The 17,698-nt window shown below is 65.5% G+C and carries 15 protein-coding genes; 6 read left to right on the top strand and 9 right to left on the bottom strand.

The features are described 5' to 3' along the window. Positions 1-143 precede the first annotated feature (143 nt). Positions 144-2,522 (top strand): acetamidase/formamidase family protein, encoded by a 2,379-nt coding sequence (locus tag XH92_RS42085; RefSeq protein ID WP_194457281.1) that lies wholly within the window; start codon positions 144-146, stop codon positions 2,520-2,522. Positions 2,523-2,804: 282 nt separating this feature from the next. Here the strand turns inward: XH92_RS42085 and phaR are convergent, their stop codons facing one another. After that, positions 2,805-3,395, bottom strand: a complete 591-nt coding sequence (phaR, locus tag XH92_RS42080) for a polyhydroxyalkanoate synthesis repressor PhaR (RefSeq protein WP_194457280.1) — start codon at positions 3,393-3,395, stop codon at positions 2,805-2,807. A gap of 313 nt (positions 3,396-3,708) precedes the next feature. Here phaR and XH92_RS42075 point away from each other — a divergent pair, with 313 nt between their 5' ends. Continuing rightward, a complete protein-coding gene (locus tag XH92_RS42075; protein WP_050425846.1) occupies positions 3,709-4,887 on the top strand; it encodes an acetyl-CoA C-acetyltransferase in 1,179 nt (392 codons plus the stop codon). Between the two features lie 296 nt (positions 4,888-5,183). Next, positions 5,184-5,909: an acetoacetyl-CoA reductase gene (gene phbB, locus XH92_RS42070; RefSeq protein ID WP_050425845.1), complete on the top strand. Its 726-nt coding sequence runs from the start codon at positions 5,184-5,186 to the stop codon at positions 5,907-5,909. Here phbB and XH92_RS43745 read toward each other — a convergent pair. Continuing rightward, a complete protein-coding gene (locus XH92_RS43745; protein WP_256437533.1) occupies positions 5,906-6,040 on the bottom strand; it encodes a hypothetical protein in 135 nt (44 codons plus the stop codon). The genes phbB and XH92_RS43745 overlap by 4 nt on opposite strands. A 200-nt stretch (positions 6,041-6,240) precedes the next feature. On the opposite strand from XH92_RS43745, the gene XH92_RS42065 reads away from it, so the two are divergent. Then, positions 6,241-7,113: a DMT family transporter gene (locus tag XH92_RS42065; protein ID WP_194457279.1), complete on the top strand. Its 873-nt coding sequence runs from the start codon at positions 6,241-6,243 to the stop codon at positions 7,111-7,113. Between the two features lie 211 nt (positions 7,114-7,324). On the opposite strand, the gene XH92_RS42060 is transcribed toward XH92_RS42065, so the two are convergent. After that, positions 7,325-7,759 carry a cupin domain-containing protein gene (locus XH92_RS42060; protein ID WP_194457278.1) on the bottom strand — a complete coding sequence of 145 codons (435 nt, stop codon included), beginning with the start codon at positions 7,757-7,759 and terminating at the stop codon, positions 7,325-7,327. Beyond that, entirely contained in the window at positions 7,759-8,526 is a 768-nt protein-coding gene (gene gloB / locus XH92_RS42055) for a hydroxyacylglutathione hydrolase (RefSeq protein ID WP_194457277.1), read from the bottom strand. The genes XH92_RS42060 and gloB overlap by 1 nt, the downstream gene beginning before the upstream one ends. Before the next feature lie 183 nt (positions 8,527-8,709). Here gloB and XH92_RS42050 point away from each other — a divergent pair, with 183 nt between their 5' ends. Further along, complete coding sequence (locus XH92_RS42050) at positions 8,710-9,462, top strand: class I SAM-dependent methyltransferase (protein ID WP_194457276.1); 753 nt, start codon at positions 8,710-8,712, stop codon at positions 9,460-9,462. Positions 9,463-9,672: 210 nt separating this feature from the next. On the opposite strand, the gene XH92_RS42045 is transcribed toward XH92_RS42050, so the two are convergent. Further along, a complete protein-coding gene (locus XH92_RS42045; RefSeq protein WP_194457275.1) occupies positions 9,673-10,461 on the bottom strand; it encodes a DUF4167 domain-containing protein in 789 nt (262 codons plus the stop codon). A gap of 514 nt (positions 10,462-10,975) precedes the next feature. Then, a complete protein-coding gene (prmC, locus tag XH92_RS42040; protein ID WP_194457274.1) occupies positions 10,976-11,863 on the bottom strand; it encodes a peptide chain release factor N(5)-glutamine methyltransferase in 888 nt (295 codons plus the stop codon). 167 nt (positions 11,864-12,030) lie between these two features. Between prmC and XH92_RS42035 the strand changes: the two genes are divergently transcribed. Beyond that, positions 12,031-12,474, top strand: a complete 444-nt coding sequence (locus XH92_RS42035) for a MarR family winged helix-turn-helix transcriptional regulator (protein WP_246788133.1) — start codon at positions 12,031-12,033, stop codon at positions 12,472-12,474. Positions 12,475-12,477: 3 nt separating this feature from the next. Here the strand turns inward: XH92_RS42035 and prfA are convergent, their stop codons facing one another. The 3 genes from prfA to XH92_RS42020 all read right to left on the bottom strand — a co-directional run bounded on the left by prfA (position 12,478) and on the right by XH92_RS42020 (position 17,638). Beyond that, positions 12,478-13,557 (bottom strand): peptide chain release factor 1, encoded by a 1,080-nt coding sequence (gene prfA, locus XH92_RS42030; RefSeq protein WP_194457272.1) that lies wholly within the window; start codon positions 13,555-13,557, stop codon positions 12,478-12,480. A 57-nt stretch (positions 13,558-13,614) separates the two neighbouring features. Next, positions 13,615-15,882 (bottom strand): phosphoenolpyruvate--protein phosphotransferase, encoded by a 2,268-nt coding sequence (gene ptsP / locus XH92_RS42025; protein ID WP_194457271.1) that lies wholly within the window; start codon positions 15,880-15,882, stop codon positions 13,615-13,617. A gap of 499 nt (positions 15,883-16,381) precedes the next feature. Continuing rightward, the gene (locus XH92_RS42020) at positions 16,382-17,638 is read right to left on the bottom strand and encodes an aspartate kinase (RefSeq protein WP_194457270.1); all 1,257 of its coding nucleotides are present in this window, start codon (positions 17,636-17,638) and stop codon (positions 16,382-16,384) included. Between the last annotated feature and the right edge of the window lie 60 nt (positions 17,639-17,698).

Below are 17,698 nucleotides of genomic sequence, written 5' to 3'. Positions count from 1 at the left end.
GCGAGGGCGACCACGAACGTTCATTGCACGAAGGCTGGGCAATCCGTGCCGCCGCAACACGCTTGCCGCCTCCCCGCAATCGGTGCACGCTGTCTTCACGGCTCCGTGACTTGAAGGTCGCGGTGCTCCGGCCAGGAGGGGTGATGGTCGCGACGACCTATCGGATTTCGGTCGATGCGATCCCGCGGCAAAACCGGCGGGAGGTCTGGCGCCAAGCGCTGGCAGGATTGCAGCTCGATTGCGAATTGCCGGAGGCCGGCCAATTCCAGTTCGGCGAGCTGACCGCAAAGCGCTCGACCAGCGGCGCGCAGCTTGCGCTGCTGCGTTCCACGGAGCAGCAGATCGTCTGCAATGGCCATGCAGCATCGCCGGGAATGCCGTCGCGGGTCGCCATCATCTTCCATGCCTACGGCCGCGGCAGCATTTCGTCCGGCCAACGCAGTTGCGAGTTCGCCGACAACGACGTCTCGGTGTGCGACCTGCAATCGCCCTGGCGCATGACCTTGCGCGAGGATTTCGAGATCCTGCTGCTCGAACTGCCGCGTGAGCGGCTGCTCGGACGGCTCGGACACAATCGCCTGCGTCTGCCGGCCGTGCTCGGTGCGACGATCGCGGCCGCGGCCGTGCGTCCGGTGATGCGGACGCTGGGCGGCAATTTCGCGATCCTGGACAAGGCCGATCTCGCCACCGCCGAAGTTGCAGTCACCGAACTCGTTGCCGGTGCATTGCTCGGCGAGACGCGGCTTGACCCCGAAGCGATGACGCAGGTGCAGGCCGGCCATTTGCGGCGGGTCGATGCCGCGATCGAGGCCCAGCTCGGCAATGCCAGCCTGACCATCGCCGACATCGCGCGGCAGGAGGGGCTGTCGCAACGCTATCTGCAACGGCTGTTCGAGCGGCAGAACACGACGTTCTCGGCCTATGTGCGTGAGCGGCGGCTGGAACGCTGCTGCAACGACCTGATCGATCCGAATTATGCCGACCAGCGCATCGCTGAAATCAGCTACCGCTGGGGCTTCACCGATCAGGCGCATTTCAGCCGCATGTTCAGCGCGACCTACGGCACCTCGCCGCGCGATTTCCGCAAGGCCGTCCCGCGTGAAGCCGAGGCCGAGCGTACGCGCGGCAGGCCACGGCTTGCGCGCGGCACCGCAACGGTGTTGCGGCTTGCGCCAAGTCTCGCGTCAGGCCCGGTGGTGCGCGAGACGATTGCGCAGCGAGAGCCGGTGCTGCCGGTCGAGCTACCCGCGGCGGCGCCCGAAGGGCGAGGCGCGTCACATCATCATCTCAAGGTGTCCAGGGAGACCGCCCATTGGGGCTATCTCAGCCGCGCCATCCCGCCGGTCATGAGCGTGCAGTCGGGCGCGCTGGTGACGATCGAGACGCTGACCCAGCACGCCTTCGATGACTACGAGCGCATGATCAAGGGCGACCCCGGCGCCGAGAGCGTGTTTCACTGGACCGCCGAGGGCAAGTCGGTCGAACGGCGCGGCGCGGGCCCTATGGACGGCTCGATCTTCGGCCGCGGCGCCGGCGAAGGTTTTGGCGTGCACATCTGCACCGGCCCGATCCATGTCTGCGGCGCGGAGCCGGGTGACGTGCTCGAGGTGCAGATCCTCGATATCTGGCCGCGGCCATCAGCCAATCCAGCCTTCGCCGGCAAGTCGTTCGGCAGCAACGCCGCGGCCTGGTGGGGCTTTCAGTACAACGACCTGATCGACCCGCCGGCCAAGCGCGAGACCATCACGATCTTCGAGACGGATGCGCAGGCCGAATGGGCGCGCGCGGTCTATTCCTATCGCTGGACGCCGCAGACCGATCCGTTCGGCGTGCGTCACGAGACGATGGATTATCCGGGCGTGCCGGTCGATCACACGACCATCGAGAAGCAGCGCGGCGTGCTCGCCGGCGTGCGGATTCCGGCGCGATTGCATTTCGGTTTCATGGCGGTGGCGCCGCGTGAGTCCGACATCATCGATTCGATTCCGCCCGGCTATTTCGGCGGCAATGTCGACAATTGGCGCGCCACCAAGGGCACCACGCTCTATCTGCCGGTCGCCGTATCAGGCGCGCTGTTCTCGATCGGCGATCCGCATTTCGCGCAAGGCGACGGCGAGGTCAACGGCACCGCGCTCGAGCTATCGCTCACCGGCCAGTTTCGCTTCATCGTGCACAAGAGCGGCAAGTCGACCAAGCCGCATGTCGAGGGACTTGCGCATCCGCTGCTGGAGACGCCGGAGGAGTGGATCCTGCACGGCTTCAGCTACGGCAATTATCTGCGCGAGCTCGGGCGCAACGCGCAGTCGGAGATCTACCAGCGCTCGTCAGTCGATCTCGCGCTGCGCAATGCGTTCCGCGCGACGCGCAAATTCCTGATGGAGTGCTACCGTCTCAGCGAGGACGAGGCGCTGGCGCTGATTTCGCTCGGCGTCGATTTCGGCGTCACGCAGGTTGCCGACGGCAATTGGGGCGTGCACGCAATCGTGCGAAAAAGCATGCTTCCCGGGGCAAGCAGCGCCTGACGCCGGCCAAAGGTGCCGCCGTCAGCATTCGCGAAGTGATCGTGGTCCGGCCGTTGAACGCGCCGCCGGAGAAGGCCGTGTCAGCCGCCGGCTAGTTCTGCCTGGCCGCTCCAAGACCCGTCATCCTGAGGTGCGAGCGGAGCGAGCCTCGAAGGATGCACGGCCCGGCTCGTGGCCGTCGACCCTTCGAGACGCGCGCTTTGCGCGCTCCTCCAGCGACAAAGGCGAAGCCTTTGCGCGGGGGTGACGGATCACAGAACGCACGGCACGAAGCGCGAAGGCCTACTCGTCCTTCTTCGTCGGCTGCGACATGCGCTCGAGGCGTTCCTGCATGTCCTTCATCTGGCGGCGGAGATCGTCGATGTTGCCGTCATCGGGGGTGGGCTCCGGCACCTTCTCGGTCTCGGCACCACCGCGCTGCGGCACGAACGGCTTGAACATCGAGAAGGTCTGCTGGAACAGCTCCATGTTGCGGCGGACCTGCTCTTCCAGCGGAGCAAACGGCGTGCCGCTCAAGGCGCCCGCGATCTGCTTGCGGAATTTCTCCTGTTCCTTGGTCAGCGTCTCGATCGACTGTTCGAGATATTTCGGCACGACCATCTGCATGCTGTCGCCATAGAAGCGGATCAGCTGCCGCAGGAAGGTGGTCGGCAGCAGGTTCTGCCCGGCCTTGTTTTCCTGCTCGAAGATGATCTGCGCGAGCACCGAGCGGGTAATGTCGTCGCCGGTCTTGGCGTCATAGACGAGGAAATCCTCGCCTTCCTTCACCATCGCCGCGAGATCCTCGAGCGTCACATAGGTGCTCGTACCGGTATTATAGAGCCGCCGGTTCGCGTATTTCTTGATCGTGGTCGGTTGTTCAGATTTTGCCATGGGCTCTCACTTCAACACCGAAGAACCTTGAACCCGACGGCATCGCCGCAGGGCTAAATGCAACGCATCGCAGCAAAGGTAAGCATTTTCAAAGCGGTTCGGCTACAGTTTTGTGCTATGCGGTTAATTCCAAAGCATAGGATTTGCTCAGGAATGTGCCAAGAGCGCCATTTTGAGTGCGCCGCGGCGCGATTTGCGCGTCAGCGCGATTGACATGTCTCAACGAGGTTTACAGGATAGTCACCAAGAGACAGGCCCGCCAAACCGGCCGCCCGCCGTCGAGAAACCCAGCTACAACCCATAGGAGATGTCCATGTCAGACGATGTCGTCATCGTCAGCGCCGCCCGCACCCCCGTCGGTAGCTTCAACGGCGCGTTCGCCACCACTCCGGCCCACGACCTCGGCGCGATCGCCATCAAGGCGGCGCTGGAGCGTGCCGGCGTCGAGGGTGGTCAGGTCTCCGAAGTCATCATGGGCCAGATCCTGACCGCCGCGCAGGGCCAGAACCCGGCCCGCCAGGCCTCGATCGCGGCCGGCATCCCGGTGGAGAGCCCGGCCTGGGGCGTCAACCAGCTCTGCGGCTCGGGCCTGCGCACGGTGGCCCTCGGCTATCAGGCGCTGCTCAACGGCGATTCCTCGATCGTCGTGGCCGGCGGCCAGGAATCCATGAGCATGGCCCCGCACGCGCAGTATCTGCGCGGCGGCGTCAAGATGGGCGGCCTCGAGCTGATCGACACCATGATCAAGGACGGCCTGTGGGACGCCTTCAACGGCTACCACATGGGCAACACCGCCGAGAACGTCGCCAAGCAGTACCAGATCACCCGCTCGCAGCAGGACGAGTTCGCGGTCGGCTCGCAGAACAAGGCCGAGGCGGCCCAGAAGGCCGGCAGGTTCAAGGACGAGATCGTCCCGGTCACGATCAAGTCCCGCAAGGGCGACATCGTGGTCGACGCCGACGAGTATCCGCGTCATGGCGCCACGCTCGACGCGATGGCCAAGCTCCGCGCGGCGTTCGAGAAGGACGGTACCGTGACCGCCGGCAACGCCTCGGGCATCAATGACGGCGCCGCCGCCGTCGTGCTGATGACCGCCAAGGAAGCTGCCAAGCAGGGCAAGAAGGTGCTCGCCCGCATCGTCTCGTGGGGCCAGGCCGGCGTCGACCCCAAGATCATGGGCACCGGTCCGATCCCCGCCTCCCGCGCGGCGCTGAAGAAGGCCGGCTGGAACATCGCCGACCTCGACCTGATCGAGGCCAACGAGGCGTTCGCCGCGCAGGCCTGCGCCGTCAATAAGGACCTCGGCTGGGATCCGGCCAAGGTCAACGTCAACGGCGGTGCGATCGCGATCGGCCATCCGGTCGGCGCGTCGGGTGCCCGCGTGCTGGTGACGCTGCTGCACGAGATGCAGAAGCGCGATGCCAAGAAGGGCCTCGCGACGCTGTGCATCGGCGGCGGCATGGGCATCGCTATGTGCGTTGCACGCGACTGAACAAAAGGCAGCGAGGTCGGTTAGGTGATGAAAAGATCATCTGTCAACCGCGGCGCGAGCTGATAGAAAAGATGCCCGGCTTTGCGCCGGGCATTTTTGTTTCGAGAGCATGGTCCGGAAAACTGTGAAGCGGTTTTCCCTCGCGACAAACGCGGAACGCGTTTGCGCGGAGATCATGCTCAAAAAAGAGGAGCTAAAGCGCGATGACGATTGAGCCTAATCCCATCGCGCTTTGTTGAGTGAGTGCGTAGGCCGGAGTTATCCGGTTATAAAAGACGGCCAAGGAGGAAACGGACATGGCACGTGTTGCATTGGTGACGGGCGGAACGCGCGGTATTGGAGCTGCGATCAGCAAGGCGCTGAAAGCGGCGGGCTACAAGGTGGCGGCGAGCTACGCCGGCAATGACGCCGCGGCGGAGAAGTTCAAGGCGGAGAGCGGGATTCCCGTCTACAAGTGGGACGTCTCATCGTTCGACGCCTGCGCGGCTGGCGTGAAGCAGGTCGAGGCCGATCTCGGCCCGGTCGACGTGCTCGTCAACAATGCCGGTATCACCAAGGATACCGCTTTCCACAAGATGACGCTCGAGCAGTGGAATGCCGTGATCAACACCAACCTCGGCTCGCTGTTCAACATGACGCGCCAGGTGATCGAGGGCATGCGCGCCCGCAAGTTCGGCCGCGTCATCTCGATCTCCTCGATCAACGGCCAGAAGGGCCAGTTCGGCCAGGTCAACTACTCGGCGGCAAAGGCCGGCGACATCGGCTTCACCAAAGCCTTGGCGCTTGAGAATGCCAAGGGCGGCATCACCGTCAACGTGATCTGCCCGGGCTACATCAACACCGAGATGGTGCAGGCGGTGCCGAAGGACGTGCTCGAGAAGAACGTGATCCCGCAGATTCCGGTCAACAGGCTCGGCGAACCCGAGGAGATCGCGCGTGCCGTGGTGTTCCTCGCTGCCGACGATGCCGGCTTCATCACCGGCTCGACGCTGACCGTGAACGGCGGCCAGTATCACGCCTAATCGCCTTCCTTCATCGCCTGCGACAAAATGCAGGCGTTTGCGCTAGCGACGAAGCAATCCACGCCCGGTATGACGCCACATGGATTGCTTCGCAGCGCTTTTTCATTCAGCAGGCTGTTGTCGGCGGCCACTCCGAACTGTAATCCGTCATCCTGAGGAGCGCGGAACGCGCGTCTCGAAGGATCGACGGCCCTGGTGTTTCCGCACACAGAGTCTTTTCTCGCGCTGGCCGCGGGGCCGTCCATCCTTCGAGGCTCGCTCTGCTCGCACCTCAGGATGACGGTGCTAAAGCGATGTGCTGGCGCTGGCCTGTTGACGCAATGATAAGATAATGACGACCCGAACTGCCACCCTTGTCGGACTGACCGCCATCCTGATGTGGTCGCTGCTGTCGGTCATGACGGTTGCGACCGGGGCGATCCCGGCGTTCCAGCTCGCCGCCATGACGTTTGCGATCGGGGCTGCGGTCGCGTTCGCGAGCTTCCTGCTGCGGCCATCAGCGTTCGGCGCGTTGAAGCAGCCGCTTGTCGCCTGGGTCGTCGGGGTCGGCGGCCTGTTCGGCTATCACGCGCTGTATTTCCTCGCGCTGCGCTTCGCGCCGCCGGCCGAGGCCGGCCTGCTCAACTATCTCTGGCCGCTGCTGATCGTGCTGTTCTCGTCGCTGCTGCCGGGCGAGCGGCTTGCGATCCATCACATCGTCGGCGCGCTACTCGGCCTTGCCGGCACCGTGCTGCTGTTCGCCGGCAACACCGGCAGCTTCACAGCTGCGCAGATTCCAGGCTTCGCGGCGGCCTTCGTCGCGGCGTTCGTCTGGGCTGCCTATTCGGTGATGTCGCGCCGGCTCAAGGCGGTGCCGACCGATGCGGTGGCCGGCTTCTGCCTTGCGACGGCGGTGCTTGCCGCGCTGGTCCACATGATGGTGGAAACCACGGTGTGGCCCGCGACGCCGCTGCAATGGCTGGCCGTCGCAGCACTCGGCATCGGTCCGGTGGGGGCTGCGTTCTTCGCCTGGGACATCGGCATGAAGCGCGGCGACATCCGCGTGCTCGGCGCCGCGTCCTATGCCACGCCGCTGCTCTCGACCGCGTTCCTGATTGCGGCAGGTTTTGCCAAGCCCAGCGCCAACATCGCCATCGCCGCGGTGCTGATCGCCGGCGGCGGCCTGATCGCGGCGAAAGACATGGTGCTGAGGAAGAAAGCGTAGGATGGGTAGAGCGAAGCGAAACCCATCATCTCGCCGCGTGAATAGGCGTTGATGGGTATCGCTGCGCTCCACCCATCCTGCGAGACTGTTTCACCGTCACCCTGAGGAGGCCGCAAAGCGGCCGTCTCGAAGGGTCGACGGCCCCGCTGGTGGCCGTGCATCCTTCGAGACGCGGCCAAGAGGCCGCTCCTCAGGATGACGGGGAAAGATCCTACGAAGCCGGCTGCCAGTTCTTCGGCGCCAACTCAAACTTCGAAAACTCGAATCCCGGCGCGACGGTGCAGCCGACCAGTGTCCAGTCGCCGCTGCTTTCCGCGGCCTGCCAGGCGCCGGCCGGCACGATCGCCTGCGGTTGTTCGCCGTGCGCGACATCCGGCCCGAGCGTGATCGCATGCTGAGGTCCACCGTGCTCCGCGATCCGCAGCGTCAGCGGCGCGCCCGCGTGATAGTGCCACATCTCCACCGCGTCGATGCGGTGCCAGTGTGAGCGCTCGCCGCGCGCGAGCAGGAAGTAGATCGCGGTCGAATGCGCGCGCCCACTGGCGTCGCAGCGCTCGTCGCGAAACGTCTCGCGATAATGCCCGCCTTCGGGATGCGGCCTTAGGTCAAGCCGCGCGATGATGTCGGCAGCGGACAGCTCTGACATCAGGACTTGTTCTTGCGCTCGCGGAGCTCGCCGAACACCAGCGCCGGGTCGGCGCCCTTCATGTGCAGCTTGGCGGCGACCGCAGGCTCGTCGGCGCGCAGGAACACGTTGGCCTTCTTCTCGTCGCCGAGCAGCACCGGAATCGTCGGCTTGTTCTCGGCACGCAGTTTTGTGACTTCCTCGGCGCGCGCCTGCAAATGCGGATTGTCGGCCTCGATGGTGAGCGCAAACTTCACATTGGAGGCGGTGTATTCATGGCCGCAATAGAGACGAAAATCATCCGGCAGCGAGCGCAGCTTCAGCAGTGAATCCCACATCATCGGATAGGTGCCTTCGAACACCCGGCCGCATCCGATCGAGAAAAGCGTGTCGGCGGCGAATACCGCCTTCTCGCCGTCGAATACGTAGGAGATATGGTCGAGCGTATGGCCGGGGGTCTCGACCACGCGTGCGAGCAGGCTGCCGACCTTGATGACGTCGGCATTGGCGGCGCGCAAATCGACATTTGCGATCTTCGCCGACTTGTCATGCGGCCCGACGACGCGGCAGCCATATTTCTGCTTCAGCTCGGCGACGCCGCCGACATGGTCGCCATGGTGATGGGTGATCAGGATGTCGGTCAGCGTCCAGCCTTCGCGCTCCAGCGCCTTGATGATCGGGCCAGCCTCCGGCGCGTCGATCGACGCCGTCGCCTTGGTCGCGGGATCGTGGATCAGGTACCCGAAATTGTCGGTGAGGCAGCTGAAGGTACGAATTTCGGCGGTCATGATATCTCCACGAACAAACGGGACTGACATTTCAGAGCATGATCTTTGCGAAAAACCGGTGCGGACCTTTTCGGATCATGCTCTTAACGCGCCCAATATAGGTGTGAAATATGGCGTTAACGCTCCGGCGGCAACGCAAATTTCCGCGCACCCCGGCAGCGAGCGGCATGTTAGGCTGGCATCATGGACGTCATCGACCTCCGCGACTTCTATTCGCAGCGCCTCGGTATCGTGGCGCGGCAGCTGATCAACCGCGGCATCCGCGCGCGGTGGCCGAACGCGGAGGGCCAGCGCGTGCTCGGCCTCGGCTATCCGACCCCTTATCTCGGCCTGTTCCGTGATACCTGCGAGCGCTGCATTGCCTTCATGCCGGCGGCACAGGGCGTGCTGAAATGGCCGACCGGCCGGCCGGCGCTGGCGACCCTGATCGACGAATTCTCGATGCCGCTGCCGGATGCCGCGGTCGACCGCGTGCTCCTGGTGCATGCGCTGGAGATGTCCGACGATCCCGAGCGGCTGCTGCGCGAGGTGTGGCGGGTGCTGTCGCCGTCGGGGCGGCTGATCGCGATCATCCCGAACAGGCGCGGCGTCTGGACGCGCACCGATGCGACGCCGTTCGGCCACGGCCGGCCCTATTCGCGGGCGCAGATCACCCAGCTGTTGCGGCAGACCTGGTTCACGCCGGCGTCATGGGGCGAGGCGCTGTTCATGCCGCCGGTGCAGGGCAGCTGGTTCCTGCGCTCGGCAATGGCGTGGGAGCGGGTCGGTGCCGCGCTGTCGATGCCGTTTGCCGGCGTGCATATCGTGGAAGCGAGCAAGCAGGTCTATCGCGCGATCCCCGCGCGCCGCGAGCGCACGCAGCTGATTCCGTCGTTGCGTCCGGTGCTGGTGCCGTCCTCGACGGCGACGCGCAAATCCAGTCACGCGGAAACGTAGAACGACGCTGAGTCGTGACACGGATTAGCGACCCTCCCCTGGAGGGGGAGGGTCGCTAATCATGTAGCGAAGCGGAATGCACAGCGGGGTGGGGTGATCTCTCCATTCGGGCGCCGCCCGTGTTGAGAGATCACCCCACCCCGTCTCACATTCGCTACGCTCATGCGAGCCGACCCTCCCCCTCCAGGGGAGGGTGGCCGCATGCGTGCGTTACTCGTTGCCCGGATTGAAGTCGTCGCTCGGCGCCGGCTGTGTTGCCATGTCGGGACGGGGGCCGTGCGGACGGCGGCGTCGACGCGGGAAGCGCTCGCTGCGTTCGCCGCGCTCTGCGCCGCCGTTGTTGCCTTCATAAGCGCCGCCATTGACCTGCGGCTGCGCGCCGCCGGTGATGAACGAGGGCAGGCGATCGACGCCGCCGGCATCGGCCATCGCCGGCTGCGGCTGGTTCTGCGGTTGCGGCTGATACTGCGGCTGCGGACGATGCTCGCGTTCGCGGTGCTCACGCGGCTGCTGCTCACGCGGCTGGTGGTCACGCTCGCGGTGCTCGCGCGGTTGCTGCTGCTGCTCGCGCTGGTACGGCTGTTGGCCGTTGTCGCGCATGAAAGGCTGCTGCTGCGGCACGAAGCCCGGCTCCTGGCCGAAGCTCGAATAGCCGTCGCTGTCGTCGTCGCCGTCCTCGGTCGCAACCGGCTCGGCGTCGGGGCGCGGCTGCTGCTGATTCTGCCGGAACTGCTCCTGCGCGGCCGCGATGATCCGGTAGTAGTGCTCTGCGTGCTGGTAATAGTTCTCGGCTGCCACCGGATCGCCGGAGGAGCGTGCATCGCGCGCAAGCTGGACGTATTTCTCGGCCACGTGGGAGGCCGTGCCGCGGATCTTGATGTCGGGTCCGTTCGATTCGTACACCCGTGTCAGGGGATTCTGGCCGCGCCGGTTATTGTTGTTGTTATTGTTGTTGTTATTCCGGTTGCGCATCCGCTTGTTGTTCTGACCGTTTCTCATCTGTCGCCTTTTATTCCAGCCCTGAAGTTATTGCAGTCCACAGTCCGATTTCTCAGCAGTCCGATTTCTCAGAAGTCGAATTCCCAGAGTCCGATTTTCCCAAAGCCCGATTCGGCGCGCGCCTAGGCGCACGGAATCGCAATACCGTTCGAAGTGGTTTCGATGTCGCCGACCATCTCGTTCAGCAAAGTCGCGTGCAGCAAAGACGCGTTCCCCAACCGCCGGCAAAGCCCGCCAGCGACCAAATCATTCCGCCCGTTGAGACAGGCCCAGTTCTCGTGCGTAAGTCTTCAAGCGCAATAACAGGCTTTCGTTCGCTTGGCGGTCGAGAGCAGCACAGCTTCGGCTATTGCGCTCAATGAGACCTGCGTTCCTGGAACCTTTCGATCGGCGGGCTCTGCTGAACCCTGGTCATCACCCGTAACGGATTACGGGGCCAGCACCGATGTTGTGCCCGGAACGTAGTCGTTCCCGGGGGATAATCCAAGAGGTTTTTTTGCGTTCCAATAGGACTTTATCGGGGCAGCCGGCGGGCCGAAACGGCCCTCGGAACGCCCCCGAGATCGGCCTTGGGCGGGCCCGTTGGGGATAACCCTGAGGCCGTCATCAGCGCTTCAACATCGCCGCTCTGGCCCTGTCCGACTTCCACAACCAGAAATCCACTCGGCATCAAAAGACCCGCAGATTGCGAAATCAGCGCGCGGTAGGCGTCAAGCCCGTCGGCGCCGCCGTCGAGCGCCGCGCGCGGGTCGTGCGCGCGCACCTCGATGTCGAGACCGGCGATGTCGGCCGAGGGGATGTAGGGCGGATTGGACACGATCAGGTCGAACGCGCCGGTCAGGCCGCTGCCATAGTCGCATTCGATCCATGTCGCGCGCGCGCCAAGTCCGAGCTCGGCGGCGTTCCGGCTCGCGGTCTGCAGCGCGTCCGCCGAGATGTCGGTGGCGAAGCCATGCGCGTGCGGCAGTTCCGAGAGCAGCGCCAGCAGGATCGCGCCGGAACCGGTGCCGAGATCGGCGATCCGCAACGCGCGCTCGATCGCGCCGTCGGCGCGCAGCAATTCGAGCGCGCGCTCGACCACGGTCTCGGTGTCGGAGCGCGGCACCAGCGTCGCGGCGGAAAGATGCAGCGGCAGTCCCCAAAACTCCTTGATGCCGAGAATGCGCGCGACCGGCTCGCCGGCGAGGCGACGCCGCGCGAGGCCCTCGAGGCGATCTGCTTCGTCCTTGGTCAGGATGCGTCTGGCGCCGGTCACCATGCCGGTCAGGTCGAGCCCCAGCGCCGCGCCGACCAGCAGCCGCGCGTCGAGCTCGGCGGCGTCGCGGCCGGCCGCCTTGAGGCGCGCGGCGAGGCTGCGCCGTGCGCTCTCGACGGTCTGGTCGTTTTCAGCTGATGCGCTCATCGCGCGTTGTTAGCCGATGGTCGATGCGGCGTCGATATCGCTTGCCCGCTGGGCGGTTGGCAGGATAGCCCGCACGGCTCGGGCTTGATAGCGTCGCGCGGCTCCTGCCGTCCGGTGGAGCAAGGCAGCAGCGGGTCGACGGAATGCCTCAAGCCAAGCAACGACGAATGCCGGCCGGAGCCGCGAAACGCACGGCGGCGACCGCCACGGTCGATTACGCCGCGCTGGCTCGCTTCCGCTACCAGCTGCGCAGCTTTCTGGCATTCAGCGAGAAGGCGGCGCAGCTGGCCGGGTTGACCCCGCAGCAGCATCAGGCGCTGCTCGCCATCAAGGGATTCTCCGGCACCGAGCCGACCACGGTCGGCGATCTCGCCCGCTATCTGCTGATCCGCCACCACACTGCGGTCGAGCTGGTCAACCGGATGACGAAGCTCGGCCTGCTGACGCGCTCCGTCGATGCCGCCGACGGCCGGCGCGTTCTGGTGACGTTGACTGCGCAGGGCGAGCGCAAGCTGCAGGCGCTGTCGAAGATTCATCTCGAGGAGCTGACCACGGCCGGTCCGGCGCTCGGCAAGATCCTGCGCCACTTCAGGCAGTCGCAAAAACGCTGATCCTCAGGCCGCCGCGCCCTGCGCCGCGAGCTGCGCGGCCTGGTGCTCGGTGGTCAGCGCATCGATCAGTTCGCTTAAGCTTTCGCCCGCGATCACCTGCGGCAGCTTGTAGAGCGTCAGGTTGATGCGGTGGTCGGTCACTCTCCCTTGCGGGAAATTATAAGTGCGGATGCGCTCCGAGCGGTCGCCGGAGCCGACCTTCTCCTTGCGGTCGGCGGAGCGCGCGGCCTCAACCCGCTGGCGCTCGGCGTCGTAGATGCGCGAGCGCAAGATGTTCATCGCCGACGCGCGGTTCTTATGCTGCGAGCGGCTGTCCTGCATCATCACCACGATGCCGGTCGGCAGATGGGTGATGCGGATCGCGGACTCGGTCTTGTTGACGTGCTGGCCGCCGGCGCCGCCGGCGCGCATGGTCTCGATCCGCAAATCGGTGTCCTTGATGTCGACGTCGACGTCCTCGACTTCGGGCAGCACGGCGACGGTCGCGGCCGAGGTGTGGATGCGGCCCTGCGTCTCGGTGTCGGGCACGCGCTGCACGCGGTGCACGCCGGACTCGAATTTCAGCTTGGCGAACGCGCCGCGGCCCTGCACCTCGGCGATGATTTCCTTGTAGCCGCCGACGGTGCCTTCGCTCGCCGAGATCACCTCGACCTTCCAGCCCTGCAAGCTAGCGAAGCGCTCATACATCCGGAACAGGTCGCCGGCGAACAGCGAGGCCTCGTCGCCGCCGGTGCCGGCGCGGATTTCCAGCACCACGTTGCGGTCGTCCATCGCATCCTTCGGCAGCAGCGCGATGCGGATCTGCTGCTCGAGCTCGCCGATGCGCGCCTGCAGCGTCTGAAGCTCGGCTTCCGCCATGCTGCGCATCTCGGGATCGGTCCCCGCATCCGCCAGCATCGCCTCGGTGTCGGCGAGCTCCGATCGGGCGGCGCGATAGAGCTTCACCGCATCGATCAGCGGATTGAGCTCGGCGAGCTCGCGGGTAATCGCGACATAACGGTCGGATTTGACCTCGCCGAGCAGCTCGGCTTCGAGCGAGGCGTGATGGGCGAGCAGGACGTCGAGCTTGGCTTCGGGTAGCATGGCGGTGTCTCGAATTTGCTGAAAGCGCGAAGGGTGGCGGAGGCGACGGCGGCGTCGCTACAAGGCCAGCCCCTCGGTTTCCGCAAACTTGGTCAGCGCCTCGCGGATCGAGACGCTGCCGACCGGCGCGTCGAGCAGCGGATTGATCATCGCCTCGGCCTTCTTGGCGTCGAGGTCGAGGATCAGCGCCTTGACCGGGCCGTGCGCAGTTGCCGACAGCGACAGCGAACGGTAGCCGAGCGCGATCAGCGCCAGCGCGCCGATCGGCTTCGACGCCATCTCGCCGCACAGCGAGGCGACCTTCTTCGCCGCCCTGGCCTTGCGCACGATGTCGCGCAGCGCGCGGAGGATCGGCGCCGACAGGATGTCGAAGCGTTCGGAGACCTTGGCATTGCCGCGGTCGACCGCGAACAGGAACTGGAACAGGTCGTTGGACCCGACCGAGACGAAGTCGACCTTCTTCAGCAGCTCGTCGAGCTGATAGAGCAGGGCCGGCACCTCGACCATGGTGCCGATATCGATCCGCTCGGGCAGCGAATGGCCGTGCTGGCGCAGATAGGTCAGCTCGCGTTCGACGATCGCCTTGGCCTGGTCGAACTCGGCGATGTCGGAGATCATCGGGAACATGATCTTGAGCGCGCGGCCGCCGCCGGCGCGCAGCAGCGCGCGGATCTGGCCGCGCAAGAGGCCGGGGCGGTCGAGGCCGAGCCGGATCGCGCGCCAGCCGAGCGCGGGATTTTCCTCGACCACGGTCTCCATATAGGGCAGCGCCTTGTCGCCGCCGATGTCGAGCGTGCGGAAGGTGACGGGTTTTGCGCCCGCGGCATCGAGTACCGTGCGATAGAGCGCGAGCTGGTCGCTCGAGCGCGGCAAATTCGGGCTCACCATGAACTGCAATTCGGTGCGGAACAGGCCGATGCCGGCGCTGCCGGTGTCCTCGATATGCGGCAGGTCGATGGTCAGGCCGGCGTTGATCAGAAGCTCGATCGGCTGGCCGTCCTTGGTCACGCAAGGCTTGTCGCGCAGCGCCGAATATTGCGCCTGCCGACGCGCCCGGAACCGGACGCGCTCGGCATAGGCGGATTCGATCTCGGCCGAGGGGCGGACATAGATCTCGCCGGAAATGCCGTCGACGATGATGGCATCGCCGGGATCGGCGATGCCGGGTGCGTTCGGCACCTCGCCGACCGCGGGAATGCCGAGCGCACGCGCCACGATCGAGACGTGGGAATTCGCGGTGCCTTCCTCCAGCACCAGTCCGCGCAGCCGCTTGCGATCGTAGTCGAGCAGCGCCGCGGGGCCCATCGCGCGGGCGATCAGGATGGCGTTGTCGGGCAGCTGCTCGCGCGACGGCGCATGGTCCTGGCCGACCAGTTGCCGCATCAGGCGATGGCCGAGATCTTCGAGGTCGTGCAGGCGGTCGCGCAAGTATGGATCGGTCGAGCGCAGCATGCGCGCGCGGGTGTCGGACTGCACGCGTTCGACCGCGGCTTCGGCGGTGAGGCCGGTGGCGACCGCCTCATGCAGCTTGTGCGACCAGCCCTGGTCGTTGGCGAACATGCGGTAGGCTTCCAGCACCTCGCGATGCTCGCCGCCTTCGGCGACGTCGCCGCGCTCCAGCATGCGGTCGAGATCCGCGCGCAGATTGGCCAGCGCCGTATCGAGCCGCTTGAGCTCCTTTGGCAGGTCCTCGGCGATGTAGTTGGTGATGACGACGCGCGGCTCGTGCAGCACGACATGGCCGAGCGCGATGCCGTCGGAGAGCACCGCGCCGGTCTTGTGCAGCGAGTGCCGCGCGGCGGGCTCGGCGCCGGGCTGCGCCAGCGCGGCAAGCTCGCCGGAGGCGATCATCTCCGCCAGCACCATGGCGGTGGTCTGCAGCGCCTCGACCTCTTCCTCGACATAGGTGCGCTTGGCGCGGTTCTGCACCACGAGCACGCCGAGCGTGTTGCCGGCGCGCAGGATCGGCACGCCGAGGAACGAGTGGTAGATCTCTTCGCCGGTCTCGGGGCGGTAGGCGAAGGCCGGATGGCTTTGCGCGTCGGAGAGGTTGAGCGGGGTCGCCTCGCTGGCGACGAGGCCGACCAGGCCTTCATGCGCGCTCAGCACGGTGCGGTGCACGGCGTCGCGGTTCAGACCTTCGGTGGCATAGAGCTCGAGGGTGTTGTCGATGCGCAGCACGTAGCAGGAGCAGACCTCGGCCACCATGTTGGCCGCGATCAGCACCACGATCTTGTCGAGGCGTTCCTGGGCGGAGACTTGCTCCGCCATGGTTTCGCGGAGCCGTCTCAACAGGACGCGGGGGCCTCCCGACGCGCTCCGCATGTGCTTCAGTCCCTCCCCACGAGGCCAGCGCACCGGGCCGGCCGGCCGCTGGCGCAAAACTCGTCAAAAACAACAATTTTAGTCATCCGGCATCGCCGCTCGCGCCAGTTCCCGCCGATTCGCGATCACTAAAACTGTGCCACAGTTTGCGACAGCCTACCTGACTGGCCGTATAGCCAATCGAGGCTGGCTTTGCCAAGCAAAACGCCTGCCAGTAGCAAATAACGTCTGCGTCAGCCCTATGCTGCGCCCGCTAAGAGAAATTCTAACTCCGGGATGTGGGTACCGGAGACCCTCTTCCTTCTCCCCTTGTGGGAGAAGGTGGCCACAGGCGGCCTGCGGCCGCCGTTCTTGGAAACGCCGATGCTACGCATCGGCTACGCATAGTCCGCGACGGGATGAGGGGTCTCTATCCGCGGAGGCAGACCCCTCACCCGGTTTCGATGCTAAACGCATCGAAACCACCCTCTCCCACAAGGGGAGAGGGTTCCTCAATGCCCTACGCCTGATCCAGCCCGTACAGCGTATGCAGCGTGCGGACCGCGAGCTCGGTATAGGCGGCGTCGATCAGGACCGAGAACTTGATCTCGGAGGTGGTGATGGCGCGGATGTTGATGTTGCGCTCGGACAGCGCCTTGAACGCCTTGGCCGCGACGCCGGCGTGGCTGCGCATGCCGCTGCCGATCACCGAGACCTTGGCGACGTCGGTCGCGGTGTCGAGCCTGGCGTAGCCGATCTTGGCCTTGGCCGAGGTGATGGTGTCCTTGGCGCGGTTGTAGTCGGTGGCCGGCACGGTGAAGGTGAGGTCGGTGGTCTTGCCGTCCTCCGACACGTTCTGCACGATCATGTCGACGTTGATGTTGGCATCCGCGAGCGGCCCGAAGATCGCCGCGGCGACGCCCGGCTTGTCCTCGATCTGGCGCACGGAAATCTGGGCTTCGTCCTTGGTGAAGGCGATGCCGGTGACGACGTGCATTTCCATGATTTCCTCCTCGCTGCAGATCAGCGTGCCCGGCGGCTGGTTGGCGTGCGGGTCGATATCCTCAGGCTTGTCGAAGCTGGAGCGCACGAAGATCGGCATGTTGTGCACCATGCCGAGTTCCACGGAGCGGACCTGCAGCACCTTGGCACCCTGCGAGGCCAGCTCCAGCATGTCCTCGAACGCGATCTTGTCGAGCCGGCGCGCCTTCGGCACCACGCGCGGATCGGTGGTGTAGACGCCGTCGACGTCGGTGTAGATGTCGCAGCGATCGGCCTTCAGCGCGGCCGCGATCGCCACCGCCGAGGTGTCCGAGCCGCCGCGGCCGAGCGTGGTGATGCGGCCGGTATCGGGATTGATGCCCTGGAAGCCGGCGATCACGGCGACTTCCTTGCGCTCCTTGAAGCGAGTGACGATCTCGGTGCCGTCGATATCGACGATGCGCGCCGAGGCATGCGCGTCCGAGGTCTTGATCGGGATCTGCCAGCCCTGCCAGGAGCGCGCCTGGATGCCGATGCCCTGCAGCACGATCGCGAGCAGGCCCGAGGTGACCTGTTCGCCGGAGGCGACCACCGCGTCATATTCGCGCGCGTCGTGCATCGGCGAGGCATCGGTGCACCAGGCCACCAGCTCGTTGGTCTTGCCGGACATCGCGGAGACGACGACGGCGACCTCGTGGCCGGCGTCGACCTCGCGCTTCACGTGCTGGGCGACGTTGCGGATACGATCGATATTGGCGACGGACGTACCGCCGAATTTCATCACGAGGCGGCCCATGACGACGCGTCTATTCCTTTAAGAGGATAAGTAGGTTAACCCACGCCGAAAACCGCAAGC

The organism is Bradyrhizobium sp. CCBAU 53421 (assembly GCF_015291625.1).
Lineage (GTDB): Bacteria > Pseudomonadota > Alphaproteobacteria > Rhizobiales > Xanthobacteraceae > Bradyrhizobium.
The sequence above is the reverse complement of the archived record's forward strand: the minus strand, read 5'-3'. Positions and strand labels throughout refer to the sequence as shown.